The following is a 20,654-nucleotide window of genomic DNA, read 5'->3' as shown; positions in this document are numbered from 1 at the left end:
CAACGAAGGACACCGCCCGTGCGTACCGAGAAGATCCCCGCGACCGTCATCACCGGCTTCCTCGGCGCCGGTAAGACAACCCTCATCCGCAATCTTCTCCTCAACGCCGACGGCCGCCGTATCGCCCTCATCATCAACGAATTCGGCGACCTCGGCGTCGACGGTGAGGTGCTGAAAGGCTGCGGCATCGAAAGCTGCGCCGACGACGACGTCATCGAGCTCACCAACGGCTGCATCTGCTGCACCGTCGCCGACGACTTCATCCCCACGATGACCGCCCTTCTCGACCGGCCCCAGGCGCCCGATCACATCGTCATCGAAACGTCCGGCCTCGCTCTGCCCCAGCCGCTCGTCCAGGCCTTCAACTGGCCCGGCATCACCGAACGCGTCACCGTCGACGGTGTCGTCACCGTGGTGGACGCCGCCGCCGTCGCCGCCGGCCAGTTCGCGCACGACCCCGCCGCCGTCGACGCCCAGCGCGCCGCCGACCCCTCCCTCGACCACGAATCGCCGCTGGAAGAACTCTTCGAGGACCAGCTTTGCGCAGCCGACCTCGTCGTCCTCAACAAGGTCGAAACCCTCGACGCCGCCGCCCTCGACGCTGTGAAACACGCCGTCGACCACGCCACCAAGGCGCCCCACGTCGCCGCCCCCCATGGAAACCTCCCGCCGGACGTCCTCCTCGGCCTCGGCGCCGCCACGGAAACCCTCATCGCCTCGCGCAAGTCCCACCACGAACGCGAGCACGAAGACGGCGAGCCCCACGACCACGACGACTTCCACTCCTTCGTCGTCGACGCTCCGGCCATCGCCGCGCCCGAAGCCTTCGTCGCCGCCCTCAAAACCGTCATCGCCGACCACACCATCCTGCGCCTCAAAGGCTTCATCGACGTGCCGGGCAAACCGATGCGCCTCGTCGTCCAAGGCGTCGGCCAGCGCCTGAACTCCGGCTTCGACCGCCTCTGGCAGCCCGGCGAGCGCGCCACCCGCCTCGTCGTCATCGCCGAGCACGACATCGACGAAGCCGCCGTCCGCGCCGCCATCACCACTGCAGCGACATCGGGCGCAGCCACGCCAGAGACCGCACCCGCCTGATGCACCTCCTCCTCGCGCAGCGCGGAACCATCGCCGACGAGGGCGAAGCGATCGACCTCGGCCAAACGCCGGGCGACATCTGCGTCCTCTCCGCCGCCGACACCGAACTCGCGACCCTCGCGGCGGCCCAGTCCGCCCGCCCCCCCGGCGCGCCCACGCTGCGCCTCGTCAACCAGATGCGCCTCGCCCACCCCATGAGCGTCGATCAATGGATCGCCGCCACGGGACGCCACGCGCGGCTCATCGTGGCCCGCGTCCTCGGCGGCCGCGGCTACTTCCCCTACGGGCTCGACGCGCTGCACGCCGCCGCCCGCCACCACGGTATCCTCTTCGCCGCCCTCCCGGGTGACGCGCGGCCCGACCCCGAACTCGCCGCCCTCTCCACCCTTCCCCCCGCCGACGCCGCAGCCCTTTGGGCCGACCTCGTCGAAGGCGGGGCCGACAACGCCGCCCGCTTCCTCACCCGCTGCGCCGCCATCCTGGATGGCTCAGACCGCCCCGGCCCGCCCTCGCCCCTCCCCGAGGCCGGCGTCTGGCACCCCGGCCACGGCATCGGCACCCTCGACGGCCTCGCCGCCACATGGACGCCCGGCGCCCCCGTCGCCGCCATCAGCTTCTACCGCGCCCTCGTCCAGTCCGGCCAAACCGGCCCGGTCGACGCTCTCGCGGCCGCCCTCATCGCAGAGGGCCTCAACCCTCTCCCGGTCTTCGCCGCCAGCCTCAAGGCCCCCGCCTCACAGGCCGTCCTGCGCGAGATCTTCGCCGCCGCGCCGCCCGCCCTCACCCTCAACACCACCGCCTTCGCAGCCAGCACCCCCGGCTCCGGCAGCGGCACCGTGCTCGACGAAACCGGCGCGCCCGTCTTCCAGGTCATCCTCTCCGGCTCAACCCGCGAGGCCTGGTCCGCCTCCACCCAAGGCCTCACCGCTCGCGACCTCGCCATGAACGTCGCCCTCCCGGAGGTGGACGGGCGCATCATCACCCGCGCCGCCGCCTTCAAGTCCGTCGCCCGCTGGGACGCGGCGACCGAAGCCAACATCGTCCGCTCCGAGGCCGATCCCGCCCGCGTCCGCTTCGTCGCCGAACTCGCCCGCCGGTGGGCGACGCTCCCCTCGACGACACCCGCCGACCGCCACCTCGCCATCGTCCTCGCCAACTACCCGAACCGCGATGGGCGCATCGCCAATGGCGTCGGCCTCGACACTCCCGCCGGCACCGTCACGCTCCTCCAGGCCCTCCACGCCGCCGGCTATACCACCGGCGACCTTCCGGCGGACGGCAACGCCCTCGTCACCCGCCTCCTCGCCGGCCCCACCAACGCCCACCCCGGCAACCCGGCCGAACTCACGCTCTCCCTGGCCGACTACGCCGCCGCCTTCGCCGCCCTCCCCGCAGCGGTGCGGGACGCCGTCACCGCCCGCTGGGGTACGCCCGAGACGGACCCCTTCTTCACCGCGGGCGCCTTCGCGCTTCCCCTCACCCGGCTCGGCCACATCCTCGTCGGCATCCAGCCCGCGCGCGGCTACAACATCGACCCCAAGGAGACCTACCACTCTCCGGACCTCGTGCCCCCACATGGCTACCTCGCCTTCTACATCGCGCTCCGGCGCGAGGCGCACGCCGTCATCCACATGGGCAAGCACGGCAACCTCGAATGGCTCCCCGGCAAAGCCCTCGCCCTCTCGGACGAATGCTTCCCCGAGGCCGTCTTCGGCCCGCTCCCCCACATCTATCCCTTCATCGTCAACGATCCCGGCGAGGGCGCGCAGGCCAAGCGCCGCAACCAGGCGGTCATCGTCGACCACCTCACACCGCCCCTCACCCGCGCCGAAAGCCACGGCCCCATGCGCGACCTCGAAGCGCTGGTAGACGAGTACTACGACGCCTCCGGCAGCGACCCCCGCCGCACCCGCCACCTCTCGCGCGAGATCCTCGACCTCGCCGCCTCCTCCGGCCTCGCCGCCGACATCGGCCTTGCGGGCCTCCCCGAGGCCGACGCCCTCGAACGCCTCGACGCCTGGCTGTGCGAGCTGAAAGAACTTCAAATCCGCGACGGCCTCCACATCTTCGGCCAGTCCCCGACCGGACGGCTGCGGCGCGACCTCATCGCCGCCCTCGCCCGCCCGCCACGCGGCGAGGCGCCCGGCGACGCCTCACTCACCCGCGCCCTCGCCGCCGACCTGTCGCTCGCCTTCGACCCGCTCGACTGCGCCATGGCCGCCCCCTGGACCGGCCCGCGCCCGGATGCCCTCACAGGCCCCGACCCCTGGCGCACCCACGGCGACACCGTCGAACGCCTCGAAGACCTCGCCGCCCGCCTCATCGACGGCGAACCCTGTCCGCCCGAATGGACTGCCACCCGCGCCGTCCTCGCCACCGTCACGGACCACATCGCCCCCGCCATCGACGCTTGCGGCCCCGCCGAGATCACCGGCGTCCTCACCGCCCTCGACGGCCGGTTCGTCCCCCCCGGCCCCTCCGGCGCCCCCTCACGCGGCCGGCCCGACGTGCTCCCCACAGGCCGCAACTTCTATTCCGTCGACAGCCGCGCCGTGCCGACCCCTGCCGCCTGGGAGATCGGCCGCCGCTCCGCCGAACTCGTCCTCACCCGCCACCTGCAGGACCACGGCGACTGGCCGTCCTCCGTCGCCCTCTCCTGCTGGGGCACCGCCAATATGAGGACGGGCGGCGACGACATCGCCCAGGCCCTCGCCCTCATCGGCGCGAAGCCCACCTGGGACCCCGCCTCCCGCCGCGTCACCGGCTACGAGATCACGCCGCTCGCCGTCCTCGGCCGCCCGCGGATCGACGTCACCCTGCGCATCTCAGGCTTCTTCCGCGACGCCTTCCCCGACCAGATCGCCCTCGTCGACCGTGCCATCCGCGCCATCGGCGCCCTCGACGAGGACCCCGCCGAAAACCCCATCGCCGCGCGCATGTCCGCCGAGGCCGCCGCCCTCGTCGCCTCAGGCACCGCACCCGGCGAGGCCGCCACACGCGCCGGTCACCGCATCTTCGGCGCCAAACCCGGCGCCTACGGGGCCGGCCTCCAGGCCCTCATCGACGAAGGCGGCTGGACCCACCGCGACGATCTCGCGGAAGCCTTCACCGTCTGGTCCGCCTACGCCTACGGAGCCAAGGCCACCGGCACACCCGACCGCGACGCGCTCGACACGCGCCTGTCCACCATCGACGCCGTCCTTCACAACCAGGATAACCGCGAGCACGACCTCCTCGATTCCGACGACTACTACCAGTTCGAGGGCGGCCTCACCGCCGCCGTCCACCGCGCGCGCGGAGAGCGCCCGGCCGCCTATCACAACGACCATTCGCGCCCCGAACGCCCCGTCGTGCGCACACTGGAAGAAGAAATCGCCCGCACCGTGCGCGGCCGCGTCACCAACCCCAAATGGATCGCCGGCGTCATGCGCCACGGCTACAAGGGCGCGTTCGAGATCGCCGCGACTGTCGACTACATGTTCGCCTTCGCCGCCACCACCGGCGCCGTGAAGGACCACCACTTCGACGCCGCCTACGACGCCTTCGTCGCCGACGAAGCCACCGCCGCCTTCATGAAAGACAACAACCCCGCCGCCTGGGCCGACATGACGGCGCGCTTCGCCGAAGCCATCCGCCGCGACCTGTGGCACCCCCGCTCCAACAGCGTCACCGCCACCCTCGGCGCCGCCTGATCGACGCGCGCCGACGAACACCGCACCCGCCGCTTTCGCTGCCCGCTGCGCCTCAATCGAGCCGTTGGTACATCACCAGCGCATCCACCTCGCCCTGGTCGGGATGCATGAACGCGCCGGGAAGGCGCGTCAGCGTGCGGAACCCCATCCGCTCCCACAACGCCACCGCCCGCACATTCGTCGCGACGACGAAGTTGAACTGCATCGCCCTGAACCCCGCCTCCCGCGCCCGCTCCAGCGAGTGCTCACACATCGCCCGTGCAATCCCGCGGCCCCGCGCCTCGTCCGACACCGTATAGCCGCAGTTGGCGACATGGCGTCCGCCGCCAGCCTGGTTCGCCTTCAAGTAGTAGGAACCCAGCACCACCCCATCCACTTCGGCGACCCACGTCTCCTTCTCCGGCCCATACCAATAGGCCAGCGCGTCGCCCTCACTCATGTCGCGGTCCAGCGCATACTCCGCCCCGCCGCGGATGATGGGGCCGATAATCCCCCACACCGCCGCCTGGTCGCTCTTCTCTGCCCGGCGGATCTTCATCGGCCATCGCCTCCATCTCTCTTCGCCCCCACGGCGAAGCGTCAGCGCCCAGCGCGCCGCTTGGTCTTCGCGGCAGCCTTGCGCCGCGCCGCCTCGAGCGCGGCCTCAGCGTACAGCGCCAACCTGTCGGCATCGTCGAACGCATCGGCCGGCAGGCGGCGATAGCCGAGCTCCACCACCTTGGCGCCGCGCGTATAGGAAAAGGCGGCGCATTCCTCTGCCGCGAACAGCGCGCGGTTGCCGTCGTCCACCCGCGCATAGACTTCGCCGTCGAACACCAACGCGAACATCACGTCGTCCGCCCAGACGCCGAGGCCGCCGAACATCCGCTTGATCCGCACCGGGCCGAACGGCGCGAAGAGGTCCGCCACATCCGCCGCATCCATACCAGCAGCTCCAACCCCGCCGCGCCGCGCTTAAAATTCCAGCTTCATCCCCACGTGCGACGCCACGAAGCCCAGCCGCTTGTAAAACGCCTGCGCCCGCGTGCGGGACGCATCCGTCGTCAACTGCACCATCCGGCAGCCCTCGTTTTTCGCCAGATCCATCACGTGGCGTATCATCCGCTCGCCGACGCCCGTGCCCCGCTCCGACGCCGCCACGCGCACACCCTCGATCAGCCCGCGCCGCGCGCCCTTGCGGCTCAACCCGTTCAACACAGTGAGCTGCACGCATCCCACGACCGCCCCGTCGCGATCGGCGACGATCAATCGGTCCAGCGGATTGGCCCGCATCGCCTCGAACGCTTCCAGATAGGCGGCAAGCGGCGGGTCGCTCACCTCCTCGCGCGCCGACCCCAGCATGTCGTCCGCCAAAAGTGCCACAACGGCGCCGACATCACCGGCCTCAGCTTCGCGAAACACGATCTGCCCCATCGCCATACCTCCCTCGCCCCGCCGTGCTCATACGGCGCCCGACACATGCCGCACCGCCTGTTCGAACTCCATAAGGGATCGTTGCATCAGCACCGCAAACCCACTCAAATCGTGTGCTCGACCCGCCCCCGCGACATGCGGCCGGTTGAACCCCGCCGCATGCACGCGCACTCTCCACCCACCGGGCCCGCCACCCGCCGCTACCTGGAAAGGAACCCGTCATGCGCGCCATCGTCATCACCCTCGGCCTCACGGCCCTGTTGGCGGGCTGCGTCAGCGGCGGGTCCTCGTCGACCATCGACGGAAACTGGGCCTCGGACGACGGGATCTTCATCGCCACATTCCAGACGGGCGCCTTTACGTCCCGCCTCACCGGCACCGGCGAAGTCGTCGTCGCGGACGGGCGCTATACTCGCACCCAAAGCACCGTCAGCCTGTCCTGGACGTCGATCGCAGCGAACGAGACTCGTGCGGCAACCTGCACGTTCCTGTCCAGCCGCCAACTGTCCTGCACTCCGTCCGCCGGCCAGCCCTTCACCATGACGCGCGTGCGGTAACCAAGCACCGCGCCCGAATAGCCGCCGGACCTCCCCTTCTGCCACGGCACTCCTGCGCCCGCCGTGCCGCCCATCGCGCATGTCGTTGATTATTCAACGACGACCCGTGTGCCCCGCGGCGAGCGCGAGCGCTCGCCCCAAGCCATGAACAGAGCTCAAGCACGGCTTGAGCGCGCACGGCCCGAGCGCTGACCCGGGAGGGCACCGCACCACCGGCGGCGTCCAAGCCGGCCGTCCATCATTCGGGTGTTTGCGCGCGGGTCGGCCGTTGGTGGTCTCCACATCACTGCAGACCGCCAACGGTACACCGTGACATCCGCCCTCAGCGCGCCTGAGCGGGCAGCACGCGCCTACTGCGCCGCGCGGACCACGTTCAAAAGCGGCTCGCCCGCCTGCAGCCGCCGGACATTCTCGGCAATCGTCGCCGCGCGCCGGTCCCACAGGGCGTCGGTGATCGCCGACGCATGCGGCGTCATGATCACATTGTCGAGGCTGAAGAAGTCGAACCGCGACGGCGGCGGCGCTTCGCCCGGCTCACGCGGATACTGATACCACACGTCAATGATCGCGCCGCCGATCGTCTTCTTGGACAGCGCCTCGAACAGCGCCTCCTCGTCGATCGTCCCGCCGCGCCCGACATTGATGATCACGCCCGTCGGCTTCATCGCCGCCAGCATCGTGGCGTCGAACAGACCGCGCGTCGCCTCGGTCAGCGGCAACGTGTCGAGAACGAAATCGCAGCGTGGCAGCACGTCGGCCAGCGCCTCGGTCGGGTGCACCTCGTCGGCCGGGCCGCCATCGGGCCGCCGCGCCACCGCGATCACCTTCATCCCGAAGGCCGAGGCCCGCACAGCCGCCTCCTTGCCGATGCGCCCGAACCCGACGACACCCAGCGTCTTGCCGTAAAGCTCACCGTGAGTCGCGGGGGCCGCCGTCCGCGACGCCCACGTTTCCGCCGTGAAGCCCTGCCGCATCGCCCCCAGCCGGATCTGCCACTCCAGCATCGTCGCGATCACATATTCGGCGATCGGGATCTCATGATCGAAGACGTTGCAGACCGGAATGGAGGGGTCCACCGTCGCAAGGTCGATCCGGTCCGTCCCCGCGCCCGAGAGCTGGACCAGCCCCAGCTTCGGCGTCATCCCGCCCGGCCGGCGCATCTCCATCGAGATCACGACGTCGTCGGGTCGGAAGTCCCCGTCGTGCTCGGCCGTGTTGCAGGCCTCCTGCGGGAAGGTCACCACCTCCACATCGGGGCCGAGAGCGGCCGGCAGCCGCTCCCTCAAGGCAGGCGGGCAAACGATCGTCACAACGCGCATAGTCGGGAAGTCCTTCCAGTCGATGAGATGCCGTCAGAGCGCCTTGACGATCTCCTCGACCATCTTCTTCGCGTCGCCGAGCAGCATCATGTTGTTGTCCTTGTAGAACAACGCATTGTCGATGCCAGCATAACCCGAGCCCAGCGAGCGCTTGGAGAAGAGCACCGTCTTCGCCTTGTCCACATCCAGGATCGGCATGCCGTAGATCGGCGATGACGGATCGTCCCGCGCGGCCGGGTTCGTCACGTCGTTCGCGCCGATCACATAGGCGACGTCCGTCTGCGCAAAGTCGGAGTTGATGTCCTCCAGCTCGAACACGTCTTCATAGGGCACGTTCGCTTCGGCCAGGAGCACGTTCATATGCCCCGGCATACGGCCCGCCACAGGGTGGATCGCATACTTCACGCTCACCCCCTCGGCCTTCAGCGCGTCCGCCATTTCGCGCAGTGCGTGCTGGGCCTGCGCCACCGCCATGCCGTAACCGGGCACGATGATGACCGACGACGCGTTCTTCATCAGATAGGCCGCGTCCTCGGCCGAGCCCATCTTCACCGTCTTGTCGCCCATGTCGGCCGCAGGACCGCCGCTCTCGCCGCCGAAGCCGCCGAGAATGACCGAGATGAAGGACCGGTTCATGCCCTTACACATGATGTAGGACAGGATCGCACCCGAGGACCCCACCAGAGCACCGGTGATGATCAGCGCCGTGTTACCAAGCGTGAAGCCGATACCGGCAGCAGCCCAGCCCGAATAGGAGTTCAGCATCGACACGACCACCGGCATGTCGGCGCCGCCGATCGGAACGATGATGAGACCGCCCAGCGCCAGCGCCGCCAGCACGATGAGCCAGAACAGGAAGCGCTGCTGCAGCACCTGCTCGTCCGCGCCCACGAACCAGACCATGAGGAGGATCAGCAGCACGAAGAGGCCGCCGTTGATCAGGTGACGCGCCGGCAGAAGGATCGGCTTGCCCGACATGCGCCCGTCCAGCTTGGCGAAGGCGATCACCGATCCCGTGAAGGTCAGCGCGCCGATCGCGGCGCCAAGCGCCATCTCGACCAGCGACAGGCCCTTGATGTGGAACGGCGTGCCGATGCCGAAGGCCTCCGGCGCATAGAGCGCGCCCGCAGCCACGAACACCGCCGCCAGACCCACCAGCGAGTGGAAGGCCGCCACGAGTTGCGGCATCGCGGTCATCGGGATGCGTTTCGCCATCACCGCGCCGATGCCGCCGCCGATGCCGAGACCGGCGATGATCAGGATCCAGCCGAACACGTCCGGACCCGCCGAGATCAGCGTGGTCAGCACCGCGATCGTCATGCCGATCATGCCGAAGCGGTTGCCCTGGCGGCTCGTCTCCGGGTGCGAAAGGCCGCGGAGCGCCAGAATGAAGAGCACCCCGGAAACGAGGTAGAGGATCGCTGCGATGTTGGGGCTCATTGCTCGTCCAGTCGCTTCTTGGTCTTGGCCGCCACATCATGCGCGGCTGCGGTCAATCGGAACGCGCGGGCCGCCTCGGCGGACCGCAGGGCGGGCAAGGTCATCGCTTCTTCTTGTACATGGCCAGCATGCGCTGGGTGACGAGGAAGCCGCCGAAGATGTTCACCGACGCCAGGATCAGCGCGAAGAAGCCGAAGATCTTCGCCCACAGCGCCCCGTCCGCCTCGGCGAAGGAGACGCCCGTCGCCAAAAGCGCCCCCACCACGATCACCGACGAAATGGCGTTGGTGACGCTCATCAGCGGAGTGTGCAGCGCCGGCGTCACCGACCACACAACATAGTAGCCGACGAAAATGGCCAGCACGAAGATCGCGAGGCGGAAAATCGTCGGGTCGATCGCGCCCGCCGTCGCCGCGCTCGCCGCGACGGCCAAGGCATCGGCCTGCATCGCCGCATGGCCGGCCGCGTCCGCCGCCTGGGAGGCGGCCATCGACGCATCCGCCGCCTGAGTCGCCGCCTGGGCCGCAGCGGTGGCCGCCTGCGCCGCCTCGCTGGAGCGCGCGGCAGCCTCTGCGGCGGTGCGGGCCGCTTCCATCGCGGCGCCGGCGTTGTCCTCGTTCATGCTCTTTTCCTTGGATCGCGCATCCGGCCCGGACAGCCAGCGCTCTCGATAATCGGGTCAGTCAGTTCAGCTCGCCGACGCAGCCATCGCCGCCGGCTTCGTCCCGCCATAGTTCGGGTGAACCAGCGAGCCGTCACGCGTCAAAAGGGTCGCCGTCAAAAGCTCGTCGTCCCATTTCGGCGCGAAAGCCTTCTCCTTGTCGAGAAGCACCGTGTCGATGAAGGTGTAGAGGTTCTTGGCGTAGAGTAGCGAGGCCGAAGCCGCGATCCGCCCCGGAACGTTGCGGTAACCGATGATCGTCGCCGGACCCACCGTCACGACCTCGCCCGCGACCGATCCCTCGACGTTGCCGCCACGCTCGACCGCGAGGTCGACGATCACGGACCCCGGGTTCATCGACGCGACCATCTCGGCCGTGATCAGCTTGGGTGCAGGACGGCCCGGAATCAGCGCCGTCGTCACCACGATGTCCTGCTTGGCGATGTGCGCGGCCACCAGCTCGGCCTGCTGCTTGCGGTAGTCCTCGGACATTTCCTTGGCATATCCGCCAGCCGTCTCCGCCGCCTTGAACTCCTCGTTCTCGACCGCGATGAACTTGGCACCCAGCGAGGCGACCTGCTCCTTCGCCGCCGGCCGCACGTCCGTCGCCGACACCGCGCCACCCAGACGGCGCGCCGTGGCGATCGCCTGAAGACCCGCCACACCGGCACCCATGATGAAGATCCGAGCCGCCGGAACCGTGCCCGCCGCGGTCATCATCATCGGGATCGCGCGGTCATAGGTCGCCGCCGCGTCGATCACCGCTTGGTAGCCGGCGAGGTTGGCCTGCGAGGACAGGATGTCCATCGACTGGGCGCGGGTGATGCGCGGCATCAGCTCCATCGCCACCGCCGAAAGGCCCGCATCGGCCATCGCCTGCAGCCCCTCGCGGTCGCCATAGGGGTCCAACGCGCCGATGATGAAGGCACCGGACTTCGCCGCCCCCAGCACCTCGGCGCTCGGGCGGCGAACAGTGAGGATGATATCGGCCCCATCCACCGCCTCGGCCGCGGATGCGACGATGGTCGCACCCATGTCCTTGTAGGCTTGGTCGGTGATGCGCGAGTCCGCACCCGCCCCGGTTTGAATGGCAACGTCGGCACCGGCAGCCACATAGCGCTTCACGACGTCGGGCGTCGCGGCAACGCGCGTGTCTTCGGTCTCGACCGGAACGGCGATCTTCACGCGCAATCTCCTCCTGCGCAGCTTTTAGGCTGGCACTGTCGTTTATTAGAGCAGAAACATTGCCATAAGCACGACGATTAAGACAACAATGCCAATGCCCCACTTTGTGATGGAGATGAAGGCCTCATACGTCCGGACATGGTCCTCCATGGACGTGCGCGGCGGGTTTCCGTCCTCGTCGACGAAAGAGAAAGTGGGATCGCTGGCCATTGGTGTCCTCCGTTGCGCGCCTTCTAGTCGGCGAGGCCAACGCTGGCAAGAAAGCGTGTGCAAGCCAAGGCCCTTCGCGCGCCTCCTGTTGCATAAGTCCGGCTCGGGCAAGGTCCGCTGTGCCCGTCGCGTCGGGCTTTCTCAGGTGATCGACCGCACGCCCGACGCCGCCACACGCGCCAGGAAGCGCTGGTAGGTCTCCTCAAGGATCTCAAGCACGTCGGGCGCAATATCCGCGTCCGCCCGGTCCGCATAGCCCATGTGCGCCTCGGCCTCGTCCTCCACTTCCGGCTCACCCTTCAGAAGTTTCACAACGTTCGTCACCGAGCGGGCCATCTTTTCCTGCGCGACAACCGTCACCTGCTCGTCCGGAAACAGCCGCAGCAACTGGTCGAAGAACATATCCATCCGAAACCGATGGGCGCTCTTGTGATAATAGTCATCGACCGAGCAATTTGCCCAGAACTCCGGCTCGCGGTGCACGAAATGGTTGGGCTGAACCCCGGTGCGGGCAATACGCCGGTGCATGTTGTGCCACGACAACAACACGCGAGGCAGGCGCCGATAGCAGACGACGATGTCCGCCGGCCCGACCATTTCACGCAACCGCAGCAGATAATCGCGCTTCAAAATATAGGTGGGGCATTTGTGGACGATGACTTTGTCGGCCGGCAAATTCGAACGATCCGGAAACAGCGCATCCACATGGCCGTTGGCCGCATAAAGAACGTGAACGTCCTCCTCCTCCGCGAACCGGCGAATCAACGCCGAAGTCCCGCACTTCGGGAAGCCGACGATCACGATTTCACGCATAAGGCACCTGGACCACCACCATACTGGGTACCGGTCCTAGTGAAGTCGTGCGGCCTTGTCAGCCCGTCGAAGCGCACCCGGAGGCGCCCGGCGGGTCAGAAGTGCTGGAAGCGACCGTCGTCGACCTGCGCCGCCTCGCCGCTGCGCGTCAGCGCCACGCCCGCCCCCGCGACCACCTCGCCGATCACGGACCCTTCCGAGCCGCACGCACTCAGCGCCGCCAGGTAGGCGCTGAGCCTTTCCGGCGCCACGGCGGCGAGGATCTGGTAGTCGTCGCCCCCCGTCACCGCCCGGTCGAAGGCCGCCTGATCGGCCGCGACAGCCCGGCACACCGCGGCCGACAAGGGCACCGCGTCAAGGTCCAGCCGCGCCCCCACGCCCGCGGCCCGGCACATCTTCGCAAGGTCGCCGATCAGCCCGTCCGACACGTCCATCGCCGCCCGCGCGTGGGCCGCCACCGCGCGCCACGCGGCGACCGGCGGTTCGGGCCACAAATAGGCCGCCTCCAGCGCCGCACGATCCTCAGCCCCCAGCCCCAACGCATCGCCGAGCCGCACCCGCAGCCCCAGCGCCGCGTCGCCGATCGTTCCCGTCACCACGACCGCGTCGCCGGCCCGCGCCGCGCGGCGCCGCACCGTCGCCCCCGACGCCACGCGGCCGAACGCCGTCACTGTGATCGTCACACCGCCGCCGGGCGAGGCCCGCAGCGTGTCGCCCCCCATCAGCGAGACACCGTAACGCGCCTGATCCGCCGCCAACCCGTGGGCGAAACCCTCCGCCCATTCCGGCGCAAGGCCGGGCGGCAGCGCAAGGGCGAGCAGATAGCCGAACGGCTCTGCCCCCTTCGCCGCCAAGTCCGAAAGGTTCACCCTCAGCGCTTTCGCCGCGATCGCCGCAGGCGGGTCCTCTGGGAAGAAATGCACCCCCGCCGCCAAGGCGTCGCAGGTCACGACGACGTCGCCCGGACCGCCCGCAAAGGCCGCCGCGTCGTCGCCCAGCTTGTCCGCCCCCTCGTCCGTCGCCAGCGGTGCGAACAGGGTGGCGATCAGCCCGTCTTCATCCACCGGCAGCGCCCACGGAAGCGCCCAGGAAAGACAGCATCAGCCGCGCCGTCTCCTGCGGCACCTCGCGCGTCGGAAAATGGTTCACGCCCGGCAGAACGTGACGCTCATAGCGCGCCGCGAACAGCGCCTCCTTGCCGGCCGACGTCGCCGCATCCGTCACCGGATCCGCCCCGCCGTGCAGCATCAATGTCGGCACGCGGATCGTCATGTCCGCCTTCTGCGCCGCCCGCAGCCCGTCGTAGTCGGGGTTCGGCGCCGCATTGCCCCAGCGCATCGCGTAGGAGTGTATCGTCACATCCGGCCAGACCGGATTGTCGAACATCGGCGCCGTCGCCTCGAAGTCGGCGTCCGTGAACGGGAAATCCGGCATCCAGATGTCCCAGACATAGCGCGCAAGCCCGCGCGGATCCTCGCGCAGCCGCGCCGCGCCATAAGGCGTCGCGAAGAACCAGTGATACCAATAGGCCTGCACCTGGGACAGCGGCACCACCTGGTCCGCCGTGTTGGTGCCCCAGCCGACCGACAGCGCGATACACGCCGTCACCCTCTTGGGCGCCGCATGAGCCGCCACATAGGCCGCCCGCGCACCCCAGTCGTGCCCGGCGACGATGGCCTCGCCGAGCCCCATGCCGTCCATGAAATCGAGAACGTCCTGACCGAGCGCCTCGAGGTCCGCCGAAACCGTGGCGCCGTCGCGAAACTCCGTCTCCCCGAACCCGCGCAGGGTGGGGACGATCGTCCTGTAGCCGGCACCATGGAGCGCAGGAAGCACCGCGTCCCACGTGCGCGGTCCATCCGGCCAACCGTGCAGCAAAATGATCGGCCGCCCATCCTCGGGGCCCGACGCCTCCGCCGCGATACGCAGCACCGGCGTCTCGACCGTGAAGCGCTCCGGCGCCTCAGCCATTCACCTGCTCGGGCCGCACCTGACGGGCGATGGCATCCAGCACGCCGTTCGTCAGCTTCGGCTCGTCGCCGCCGAAGAAGGCCTTCGCCACCTCGACATATTCGGACACGACCACCCGCATCGGCACGTCCTCCCGGTGCATCAGCTCGAACGTGCCTGCCCGCAGAACCGCACGCAAGGTGAGGTCGATGCGGTGCAGCGGCCACCCCTCCTTCAGCGTCTCGTCGACCGCCTTGTCGATTGCCCGCTGGTGCGCCACGACGCCCGAAACGATGCCGTCGAACCAGTTCATGTCGATCGCCCGAAGCTCCTCGCCGTCCATGTCCTGCTTCAGACGGAACAGCTCGAACTCCTTCACGATATCGCGCGCACCCGATCCGGTGACGTCCATCTGATAGAGCGCCTGCACCGCGGCCAGACGCGCGACGGCCCGTTTGTTCGCAGGCCGCGCTTTATGCTCTTTTCGCGGCGCTTTCATCGGTTCAGCGCTTCGCGCAGGTCGTAGAGCGCAATCGCGGCCGCGGCGGCATCACCGCCCTTGTCCTTCTTCCTCGGATCGGCCCGCAGCACCGCCTGCTCCCTGTTCTCCACCGTCAGAATGCCGTTGCCCAGCGCCAGACGGTTGGCCACCTGAAGGTCCACAACCGCCCGGTTGCCCTCGTTGGCCACGATCTCGAAATGATAGGTCTCGCCGCGGATGACGCAGCCCAGAACCGCGAACACCGAATAAGGCAGGTCCCGCCGCCGTGCCGAGGTCAGCGCCATGGCGAGCGCCGGCGCGATCTCCAAAACGCCCGGCACGCTGATCACGTCCGACTCGAAGCGGCGCTTGGCGAACTCGGCCCGTGCGCCCTCCAGCAGCATATCTGCGATGTCGTCGTAAAAACGGGCCTCGATGATGAGCGCACGTGCAGCCATAGGGTCGTCCTCAAGTGTGCCGCCCGAGGCGGCGAGCGTCATGCCGGCCGTCCGTCAGCGGCTGCCGGCCCGGCCAGATCCGGCCGTCTCAGGCCGCCGTCCGCGCGTCGACAAGGCGCGCCACGTACCGCGCAATCGTGTCGACTTCAATGTTGACACGGTCGCCCTTCTGCCGATCCCCCCATGTGGTCACCGCCAGAGTGTGGGGGATCATCGCCACACTGAAGGTGGTGCCGGGCTCGATAACCGTCAGCGACGTGCCGTCCAGCGCCACAGATCCCTTGTGCGCGATCAGCGGCAGAAGCTCCACCGGCGGCCGGAAGGTGAAGGTCGTCATCCCTTCCTCGTCCGCCCGGTCCACGATCTCGGCCCGCCCGTCCACATGGCCGGACACCAGATGCCCGCCGAGCTCGTCACCCGCCTTCAGCGAGCGTTCCAGGTTGATCGCCTGCCCCACCGCCCAGGTGCCGATGGTCGTCTTGTCCATGGATTCCGACGACACGTCCACCGTGAAGCGCGAGCCGGACGGCAGCGCCTCCAACGTCGTCACCGTCAGGCAGCAGCCCGCGCAGGCGATCGACGCGCCGATGGCGATCGACGCCGCGTCATACGCGGTCTCGATGGTGAGGCGCGCCCCGTCGCCGAAGGGTTCGCGCGCGACGATCGTGCCGACGTCGCTGATGATGCCTGTAAACATTTATCGCTGCCAGAAAGTCCAACGGTCTGCGCCGATGGCTGACAGGTGGCTTAACCTGAGCCGTTCGGCAAGTCTTGCCCGCCCCGCTCCGCCGAAGGGGCATATCAGATCGTCGCCGCCGAGCGCTACCGGCCCCTCGATCCATACGGCCCTGTCGACGAGGTCGGCCGCCCACAGCGCCTCGGCCAGCGCCGCGCCGCCTTCCACCATCAGCGTGGTCACCCCCATCGCCGCCAACGCCGACAGCCCGGCCGCGACGTCGAGCCGCCCGCCCCCGTTCCGCCCGCCACCGTGCCGCGCGACGCTCACAACGTGCGCCCCCGCAGCCGTCAGCGCCGCCACCCGCGCCGGATTCGCATCCGTTGCCGTGATCACCGTCGGGCCGCGGACGCCGCCCATCGCCTTCGCGGGCCCTCGCATCAGCGCCGCGTCCGGCGGCAAGCGCGCGTCGCCGTCGAACACCACCCGGTGCGGCGACAAGTCCGCCATGCCCGGCAACCGGCAGGTGAGCGCTGGGTCGTCCGCCAGCGCCGTGCCGATGCCGACCGCGATCGCATCATGCTCGGCGCGCATCAGGTGAACTCGCCGCCGCGTCTCGGGTCCGGTGATCGCCACCTGCCCCGCGCCGCGCCGGCCGATCGCCCCGTCCTGCGACACGGCCATCTTCAGCGTCACGAAGGGGCGGCCGAACCGCATGCGCGTCAAATGTCCGGCCATGTCGCGCGTCGCCTGGGCCGCACCCTCGCCGATCACGACCGCGATCCCGGCGTCGCGCATCCGCCGTGTGCCGCGCCCCGCCACCTCGGGGTTCGGATCCTCGATCGCCACGACGGCACGGGCGATCCCCGCAGCCACCACCGCGTCCGCACACGGCGGGCTCTTGCCGTAGTGGGAGCACGGCTCAAGCGTGCAGTAGAGCGTCGCCCCGCGCGCTGCCTCGCCGGCCATCGCCAGTGCCGCCACCTCCGCGTGCGGCCGTCCGCCATCGGCCGTACGCCCCAGCCCGACGATCACGCCGTCCTTGACGATTACCGCGCCGACGGACGGGTTGGGCGCCGTCCGCCCATTCCCCTGCCGGCCGATCGACAGCGCCGCCGCCATGAACCGCGCGTCCTCGGGCCGCGGCGCCTCGTCACCCGGTGGCCTGTCAGTCATCCTCGCCCTCGTGGGCGCCGCCCTTGCCGACACTCTGGGCGAGCTCGGTCACGAAGGCCTCGAAATCCCGCGCCTCGGAGAAATTGCGATAGACAGAGGCGAAGCGCACATAGGCGACGTCGTCGAGGCCCTTCAGCGCCTCCATGACCCGCTCGCCGATCTCGGATGCGGTCACCTCGCTCTCGCCGCGTGACTCCAGCTGGCGCACCAGCCCCGAAATCATCCGCTCGAGCACCTCTTCGCCGACCGCCCGCTTGCGCGTCGCGATCTGGATGGAACGGGCGAGCTTGTCGCGATCGAACGGCTCGCGCTTGCCCGACCGCTTCACCACGGTCAGCTCGCGCAGTTGCACCCGCTCGAAGGTCGTGAAGCGGCCGCCGCAGATGGCACACGCCCTGCGGCGGCGGATCGCGGCACCCTCTTCGGTCTGCCGCGATTCCTTCACCTGGCTGTTGTCAGCGCCGCAATAGGGGCAGCGCATGACGCCGCGTGCCTCCGGCTCAGTCGGCGTAGATCGGGAAGCGCGCCGTCAGAGCGTGCGCCTCCTCGCGGACCTTCTTGGAGACCGCCTCGTCCACGTTGCCGCCCTGGTCCATCGCGTCGACCACCTCGGCGATCATCCGCGCTACGTCCTGGAACTCGGCCACGCCGAAGCCGCGCGTGGTGCAGGCCGGGGTGCCGACGCGGATGCCCGACGTCACCATCGGCTTCTGCGGATCGTTCGGCACGCCGTTCTTGTTGGTGGTGATCGACGACAGGCCGAGGCCCTTCTCCGCGTCCTTGCCCGTTACCCGCTTCGGGCGCAGGTCGACCAGAATCACGTGCGTATCGGTGCCGTTGGAGACGACCTCGAAGCCGTGCCCCTTCAGCGCCTCGGCGAAAGCCTTGGCGTTCTCCACCACCTGGTGCGCATAGGTCTTGTAGGCCGGCTGCAGCGCCTCGTGGAACGCAACCGCCTTCGCCGCGATGACATGCATCAGCGGGCCGCCCTGCAGGCCGGGGAAGATCGCCGAATTGATCTTCTTCGCCATCGCCTCGTCGTTCGTCAGCACGATGCCGCCGCGCGGCCCGCGCAGCGTCTTGTGCGTCGTCGACGTCACCACGTGGGCGTGCGGGAACGGGCTCGGGATCACCCCGCCTGCCACGAGACCGGCGAAGTGCGCCATGTCGACGTGGAAGACCGCGCCCACCGAATCGGCGATCTCGCGGAACTTCGCGAAGTCGATCAGCCGCGAATAGGCCGAGCCACCGGCGATGATGACGGACGGCTTATGCTCCGCCGCCAGCGCCGCCACCTGGTCGTAATCGATGAGGCCGGTCGCCGGGTCCAGCCCATACGCGACCGCATTGAACCACTTGCCCGACAGGTTGACCTTGGCGCCGTGGGTGAGGTGACCGCCGGCATCGAGCCCCATGCCGAGGAGCGTATCACCGGGCTTGGCGCAGGCCAGCAGCACCGCCTGGTTCGCCTGGCTGCCCGAGTTGGCCTGCACGTTGGCGAAATCGCAACCGAACAGCGTCTTCACCCGCTCGATCGCCAACTCCTCGGCGATGTCGACGAACTGGCAGCCGCCATAATAGCGGCGGCCCGGATAGCCTTCCGCATATTTGTTCGTCAGCACCGTGCCCTGCGCCTCCATCACCGCCCGCGAGGCGATGTTTTCGGACGCGATCAGCTCGATCTCGTTTTGCTGACGCTCCAGCTCCAGCGCCACGGCGCGGGCGATTTCGGGATCCGTCTCGGCCAGCGACTGGTCGAAAAAGGAACGGGTCAGGGCGGCTTCGCGCAGGCTCATACGCGCCTCCTCATGGTCAATACGTGTTGGCGCCATAGATGTGGCGTCGGATCGGACGGGCGGCAGGGGCGTGTCGCCGCGGCCCGTCCCGTCGCGCTGGCGGCCGCGCGGTGACGCGCGCGCGGACCATAGTGACCGTGCGCTTCGCACGCAATGACCAGACCATACGCTATCCGCATAGAAGTCACGCACGCGCGCTGTGACCGTGTCGCGAGATCCCGGACACGAAAACGGCGGGACACCCGGTGCCCCGCCGCCTCTCGATCCGAATGTCGCGCGATTACTGGTAGGTGGCGCCGCCGCCGAGGGAGGCCGTCGCCGCACCGTCCATGTTGTAGATGTCGTCGCGGAAGTGGACGACGCCGTCCGCATTCACCCAGGCGGTGATGTAGGCGAACATGATCGGCGTCTTCAGGTCGGTCGGCACGTCCAGCCGCTCGCCCGAGCGGATGACCTGGTCCACCTGCGCCCGCGTCCACCCGTTCGGCGCCAACAGCCACGTGATCAGCTCGCGCACATTCTGCACCCGCACGCAGCCCGACGAGTGGAACCGCGCACCCTCGCCGAAGAGACCCTTCTGCGGCGTGTCGTGCAGATAGACCTGGTGCTGGTTATGGAAGTTGATCTTCACCGTCCCCAGCGAATTCAACTCGCCCGGATCTTGGCGGAACATGTAATCCACCGCTTCATCCGTGTACCAGTCGATCTCGTTGTACGAATATTCGCGTGACTCGTCGCCCCACTTGTAAATGCGGATCTTCTGGTTCGCGAGGTAGGACGGATCCTGCTGCATCTTCGGGATCAGATCGCGCCGCACGATCGACACCGGCACCGTCCAATAGGGGTTGAAGTTGATCTCATGCACCCGCGAGGTGAGGATCGGGCTCGGCCGGTCCACCTTGCCCACCACCGCGGTGTGGCGGGAGCGGACCATTCCGTTCTCCACCGCCTCGATCTCCGCCGCAGGGATGTTGACGAGAACATAGCGGTCGCCGAGCCCCGCGTTCGCCTTCTCCTGGATGCGGTTGAAGTTCGTCTCCAACTGGCGCAGGCGCACATGAACGGGGACGTTCATCGCCATCAAGGTCGGCGCGTCGAGAATGCCGCTCGCCGGCAGGCCGTGGCGCATCTGGAACCGGCGAACCGCCGCCGCGACGTAGGAATCGTAAACGTCCTGCCGCCCGCCCCGGTCCTGAAGATCACCGGTGATCGCGAGGCGCTGGCGCAGCACCGGCACGTTGGAATCGCGCGCCCCAAGCTGCAGAGCCGTGCGCGGCGAGTTCACCTGGGGCCATCCGCCGGAGGCCGCGATGGTGCGATATTGCTCGATCGCCACCTGCATCCGCCCCAGCGCTTGAGGCGACAATGTCGGAAGCTGCGAATTGACCGAACGGACCTCGGGCAGGGTCGCATCGAACCTGTCCGACCACTCGGCCTGGTGCTTGTAGTCCTGCAAAGCGGCGAGCGGGCTCTGACCGATATCCTGCGCCGATGCCGGCACGGCAAGTGCCGCCAGCACCGCAAAGCCCAACCCGAGGACACCCCAGCGGGCGCCGGTGGAACGACGTGGCAAAATGGTCACTCGACCCCCCCATACTCGCCAAACTTCTGTGCCGGTACCACCAAAAAGGTAAAGGAACAACGTTACGTGCGGGGAGCCGGACGTGGATCGGGGCCGTTCACGCGTTGGTGAACAGCCCCGATGTGTCCGCAAACCGGCCTCTCCGCGATC

21 protein-coding genes are annotated in these 20,654 nt (G+C 68.7%); 3 read left to right on the top strand and 18 right to left on the bottom strand.

Annotated features, from left to right (window positions below):
* The first annotated feature begins 18 nt into the window (after nt 1–18).
* The gene (cobW, locus tag BIX52_RS10625; RefSeq protein ID WP_075221035.1) at nt 19–1,095 is read left to right on the top strand and encodes a cobalamin biosynthesis protein CobW; all 1,077 of its coding nucleotides are present in this window, start codon (nt 19–21) and stop codon (nt 1,093–1,095) included.
* Nucleotides 1,095–4,787, top strand: a complete 3,693-nt coding sequence (cobN, locus tag BIX52_RS10620) for a cobaltochelatase subunit CobN (RefSeq protein WP_075221034.1) — start codon at nt 1,095–1,097, stop codon at nt 4,785–4,787. Before cobW ends, cobN begins: the two co-directional genes overlap by 1 nt.
* 52 nt (nt 4,788–4,839) lie before the next feature.
* Here the strand turns inward: cobN and BIX52_RS10615 are convergent, their stop codons facing one another.
* From BIX52_RS10615 to BIX52_RS10605, 3 genes are read right to left on the bottom strand one after another with little or no spacing between them, the layout of a single operon-like run.
* Nucleotides 4,840–5,325, bottom strand: a complete 486-nt coding sequence (locus tag BIX52_RS10615; protein ID WP_075221033.1) for a GNAT family N-acetyltransferase — start codon at nt 5,323–5,325, stop codon at nt 4,840–4,842.
* 41 nt (nt 5,326–5,366) lie between these two features.
* Nucleotides 5,367–5,711 (bottom strand): TfoX/Sxy family protein, encoded by a 345-nt coding sequence (locus tag BIX52_RS10610; RefSeq protein ID WP_075221032.1) that lies wholly within the window; start codon nt 5,709–5,711, stop codon nt 5,367–5,369.
* Nucleotides 5,712–5,741: 30 nt separating this feature from the next.
* Complete coding sequence (locus BIX52_RS10605) at nt 5,742–6,200, bottom strand: GNAT family N-acetyltransferase (protein ID WP_075221204.1); 459 nt, start codon at nt 6,198–6,200, stop codon at nt 5,742–5,744.
* A gap of 221 nt (nt 6,201–6,421) precedes the next feature.
* Between BIX52_RS10605 and BIX52_RS10600 the strand changes: the two genes are divergently transcribed.
* Nucleotides 6,422–6,757 carry an Omp10 family outer membrane lipoprotein gene (locus BIX52_RS10600; protein WP_075221031.1) on the top strand — a complete coding sequence of 112 codons (336 nt, stop codon included), beginning with the start codon at nt 6,422–6,424 and terminating at the stop codon, nt 6,755–6,757.
* Nucleotides 6,758–7,107: 350 nt separating this feature from the next.
* On the opposite strand, the gene BIX52_RS10595 is transcribed toward BIX52_RS10600, so the two are convergent.
* The 15 genes from BIX52_RS10595 to BIX52_RS10525 form a co-directional block, all read right to left on the bottom strand.
* A complete protein-coding gene (locus BIX52_RS10595; RefSeq protein ID WP_075221030.1) occupies nt 7,108–8,076 on the bottom strand; it encodes a 2-hydroxyacid dehydrogenase in 969 nt (322 codons plus the stop codon).
* 33 nt (nt 8,077–8,109) lie between these two features.
* Nucleotides 8,110–9,516: an NAD(P)(+) transhydrogenase (Re/Si-specific) subunit beta gene (locus BIX52_RS10590; protein WP_075221029.1), complete on the bottom strand. Its 1,407-nt coding sequence runs from the start codon at nt 9,514–9,516 to the stop codon at nt 8,110–8,112.
* Nucleotides 9,517–9,616: 100 nt separating this feature from the next.
* Entirely contained in the window at nt 9,617–10,111 is a 495-nt protein-coding gene (locus BIX52_RS10585; RefSeq protein WP_108676545.1) for a proton-translocating transhydrogenase family protein, read from the bottom strand.
* A 93-nt stretch (nt 10,112–10,204) separates the two neighbouring features.
* Nucleotides 10,205–11,362: a Re/Si-specific NAD(P)(+) transhydrogenase subunit alpha gene (locus tag BIX52_RS10580; protein WP_075221028.1), complete on the bottom strand. Its 1,158-nt coding sequence runs from the start codon at nt 11,360–11,362 to the stop codon at nt 10,205–10,207.
* A 45-nt stretch (nt 11,363–11,407) separates the two neighbouring features.
* Nucleotides 11,408–11,512, bottom strand: a complete 105-nt coding sequence (locus BIX52_RS22835) for an aa3-type cytochrome c oxidase subunit IV (protein ID WP_075221202.1) — start codon at nt 11,510–11,512, stop codon at nt 11,408–11,410.
* 201 nt (nt 11,513–11,713) lie between these two features.
* Nucleotides 11,714–12,385 (bottom strand): hypothetical protein, encoded by a 672-nt coding sequence (locus BIX52_RS10570; protein WP_075221027.1) that lies wholly within the window; start codon nt 12,383–12,385, stop codon nt 11,714–11,716.
* Nucleotides 12,386–12,480: 95 nt separating this feature from the next.
* A complete protein-coding gene (gene thiL, locus BIX52_RS10565) occupies nt 12,481–13,449 on the bottom strand; it encodes a thiamine-phosphate kinase (RefSeq protein ID WP_245803168.1) in 969 nt (322 codons plus the stop codon).
* On the bottom strand, nt 13,442–14,356 hold the full coding sequence (locus BIX52_RS10560) for an alpha/beta fold hydrolase (protein ID WP_075221025.1): 915 nt from the start codon (nt 14,354–14,356) through the stop codon (nt 13,442–13,444). The genes thiL and BIX52_RS10560 overlap by 8 nt, the downstream gene beginning before the upstream one ends.
* Nucleotides 14,349–14,834, bottom strand: a complete 486-nt coding sequence (nusB, locus tag BIX52_RS10555) for a transcription antitermination factor NusB (RefSeq protein ID WP_075221024.1) — start codon at nt 14,832–14,834, stop codon at nt 14,349–14,351. The genes BIX52_RS10560 and nusB overlap by 8 nt, the downstream gene beginning before the upstream one ends.
* Nucleotides 14,831–15,316 carry a 6,7-dimethyl-8-ribityllumazine synthase gene (locus tag BIX52_RS10550; protein ID WP_075221023.1) on the bottom strand — a complete coding sequence of 162 codons (486 nt, stop codon included), beginning with the start codon at nt 15,314–15,316 and terminating at the stop codon, nt 14,831–14,833. The genes nusB and BIX52_RS10550 overlap by 4 nt, the downstream gene beginning before the upstream one ends.
* Before the next feature lie 46 nt (nt 15,317–15,362).
* Nucleotides 15,363–15,971 (bottom strand): riboflavin synthase, encoded by a 609-nt coding sequence (locus BIX52_RS10545; protein ID WP_075221022.1) that lies wholly within the window; start codon nt 15,969–15,971, stop codon nt 15,363–15,365.
* Nucleotides 15,972–17,126 carry a bifunctional diaminohydroxyphosphoribosylaminopyrimidine deaminase/5-amino-6-(5-phosphoribosylamino)uracil reductase RibD gene (gene ribD, locus BIX52_RS10540; RefSeq protein ID WP_075221021.1) on the bottom strand — a complete coding sequence of 385 codons (1,155 nt, stop codon included), beginning with the start codon at nt 17,124–17,126 and terminating at the stop codon, nt 15,972–15,974.
* A complete protein-coding gene (gene nrdR / locus BIX52_RS10535) occupies nt 17,119–17,607 on the bottom strand; it encodes a transcriptional regulator NrdR (protein ID WP_075221020.1) in 489 nt (162 codons plus the stop codon). Before nrdR ends, ribD begins: the two co-directional genes overlap by 8 nt.
* Before the next feature lie 19 nt (nt 17,608–17,626).
* Nucleotides 17,627–18,922: a serine hydroxymethyltransferase gene (glyA, locus tag BIX52_RS10530; protein WP_075221019.1), complete on the bottom strand. Its 1,296-nt coding sequence runs from the start codon at nt 18,920–18,922 to the stop codon at nt 17,627–17,629.
* A gap of 280 nt (nt 18,923–19,202) precedes the next feature.
* Complete coding sequence (locus BIX52_RS10525) at nt 19,203–20,495, bottom strand: L,D-transpeptidase family protein (protein ID WP_083660161.1); 1,293 nt, start codon at nt 20,493–20,495, stop codon at nt 19,203–19,205.
* Nucleotides 20,496–20,654 lie beyond the last annotated feature (159 nt).

Source organism: Acuticoccus yangtzensis (assembly GCF_001927245.1).
In the GTDB taxonomy this organism is placed as follows: Bacteria; Pseudomonadota; Alphaproteobacteria; order Rhizobiales; family Amorphaceae; genus Acuticoccus; species Acuticoccus yangtzensis.
The sequence above is the reverse complement of the archived record's forward strand: the minus strand, read 5'-3'. Positions and strand labels throughout refer to the sequence as shown.

Coding starts and splice junctions, on each gene's coding strand:
- BIX52_RS10545 (WP_075221022.1), bottom strand. CDS start 15,971: ATGTTTACAGGCATCATCAGCGACGTCGGCACGATCGTCGCGCGCGAA.
- nusB (WP_075221024.1), bottom strand. CDS start 14,834: ATGAAAGCGCCGCGAAAAGAGCATAAAGCGCGGCCTGCGAACAAACGG.
- BIX52_RS10560 (WP_075221025.1), bottom strand. CDS start 14,356: ATGGCTGAGGCGCCGGAGCGCTTCACGGTCGAGACGCCGGTGCTGCGT.
- glyA (WP_075221019.1), bottom strand. CDS start 18,922: ATGAGCCTGCGCGAAGCCGCCCTGACCCGTTCCTTTTTCGACCAGTCG.
- BIX52_RS10550 (WP_075221023.1), bottom strand. CDS start 15,316: ATGACGCTCGCCGCCTCGGGCGGCACACTTGAGGACGACCCTATGGCT.
- ribD (WP_075221021.1), bottom strand. CDS start 17,126: ATGACTGACAGGCCACCGGGTGACGAGGCGCCGCGGCCCGAGGACGCG.
- BIX52_RS10595 (WP_075221030.1), bottom strand. CDS start 8,076: ATGCGCGTTGTGACGATCGTTTGCCCGCCTGCCTTGAGGGAGCGGCTG.
- BIX52_RS10605 (WP_075221204.1), bottom strand. CDS start 6,200: ATGGGGCAGATCGTGTTTCGCGAAGCTGAGGCCGGTGATGTCGGCGCC.
- BIX52_RS10590 (WP_075221029.1), bottom strand. CDS start 9,516: ATGAGCCCCAACATCGCAGCGATCCTCTACCTCGTTTCCGGGGTGCTC.
- BIX52_RS10610 (WP_075221032.1), bottom strand. CDS start 5,711: ATGGATGCGGCGGATGTGGCGGACCTCTTCGCGCCGTTCGGCCCGGTG.
- BIX52_RS22835 (WP_075221202.1), bottom strand. CDS start 11,512: ATGGAGGACCATGTCCGGACGTATGAGGCCTTCATCTCCATCACAAAG.
- BIX52_RS10570 (WP_075221027.1), bottom strand. CDS start 12,385: ATGCGTGAAATCGTGATCGTCGGCTTCCCGAAGTGCGGGACTTCGGCG.
- nrdR (WP_075221020.1), bottom strand. CDS start 17,607: ATGCGCTGCCCCTATTGCGGCGCTGACAACAGCCAGGTGAAGGAATCG.
- BIX52_RS10585 (WP_108676545.1), bottom strand. CDS start 10,111: ATGGAAGCGGCCCGCACCGCCGCAGAGGCTGCCGCGCGCTCCAGCGAG.
- cobN (WP_075221034.1), top strand. CDS start 1,095: ATGCACCTCCTCCTCGCGCAGCGCGGAACCATCGCCGACGAGGGCGAA.
- BIX52_RS10600 (WP_075221031.1), top strand. CDS start 6,422: ATGCGCGCCATCGTCATCACCCTCGGCCTCACGGCCCTGTTGGCGGGC.
- BIX52_RS10615 (WP_075221033.1), bottom strand. CDS start 5,325: ATGAAGATCCGCCGGGCAGAGAAGAGCGACCAGGCGGCGGTGTGGGGG.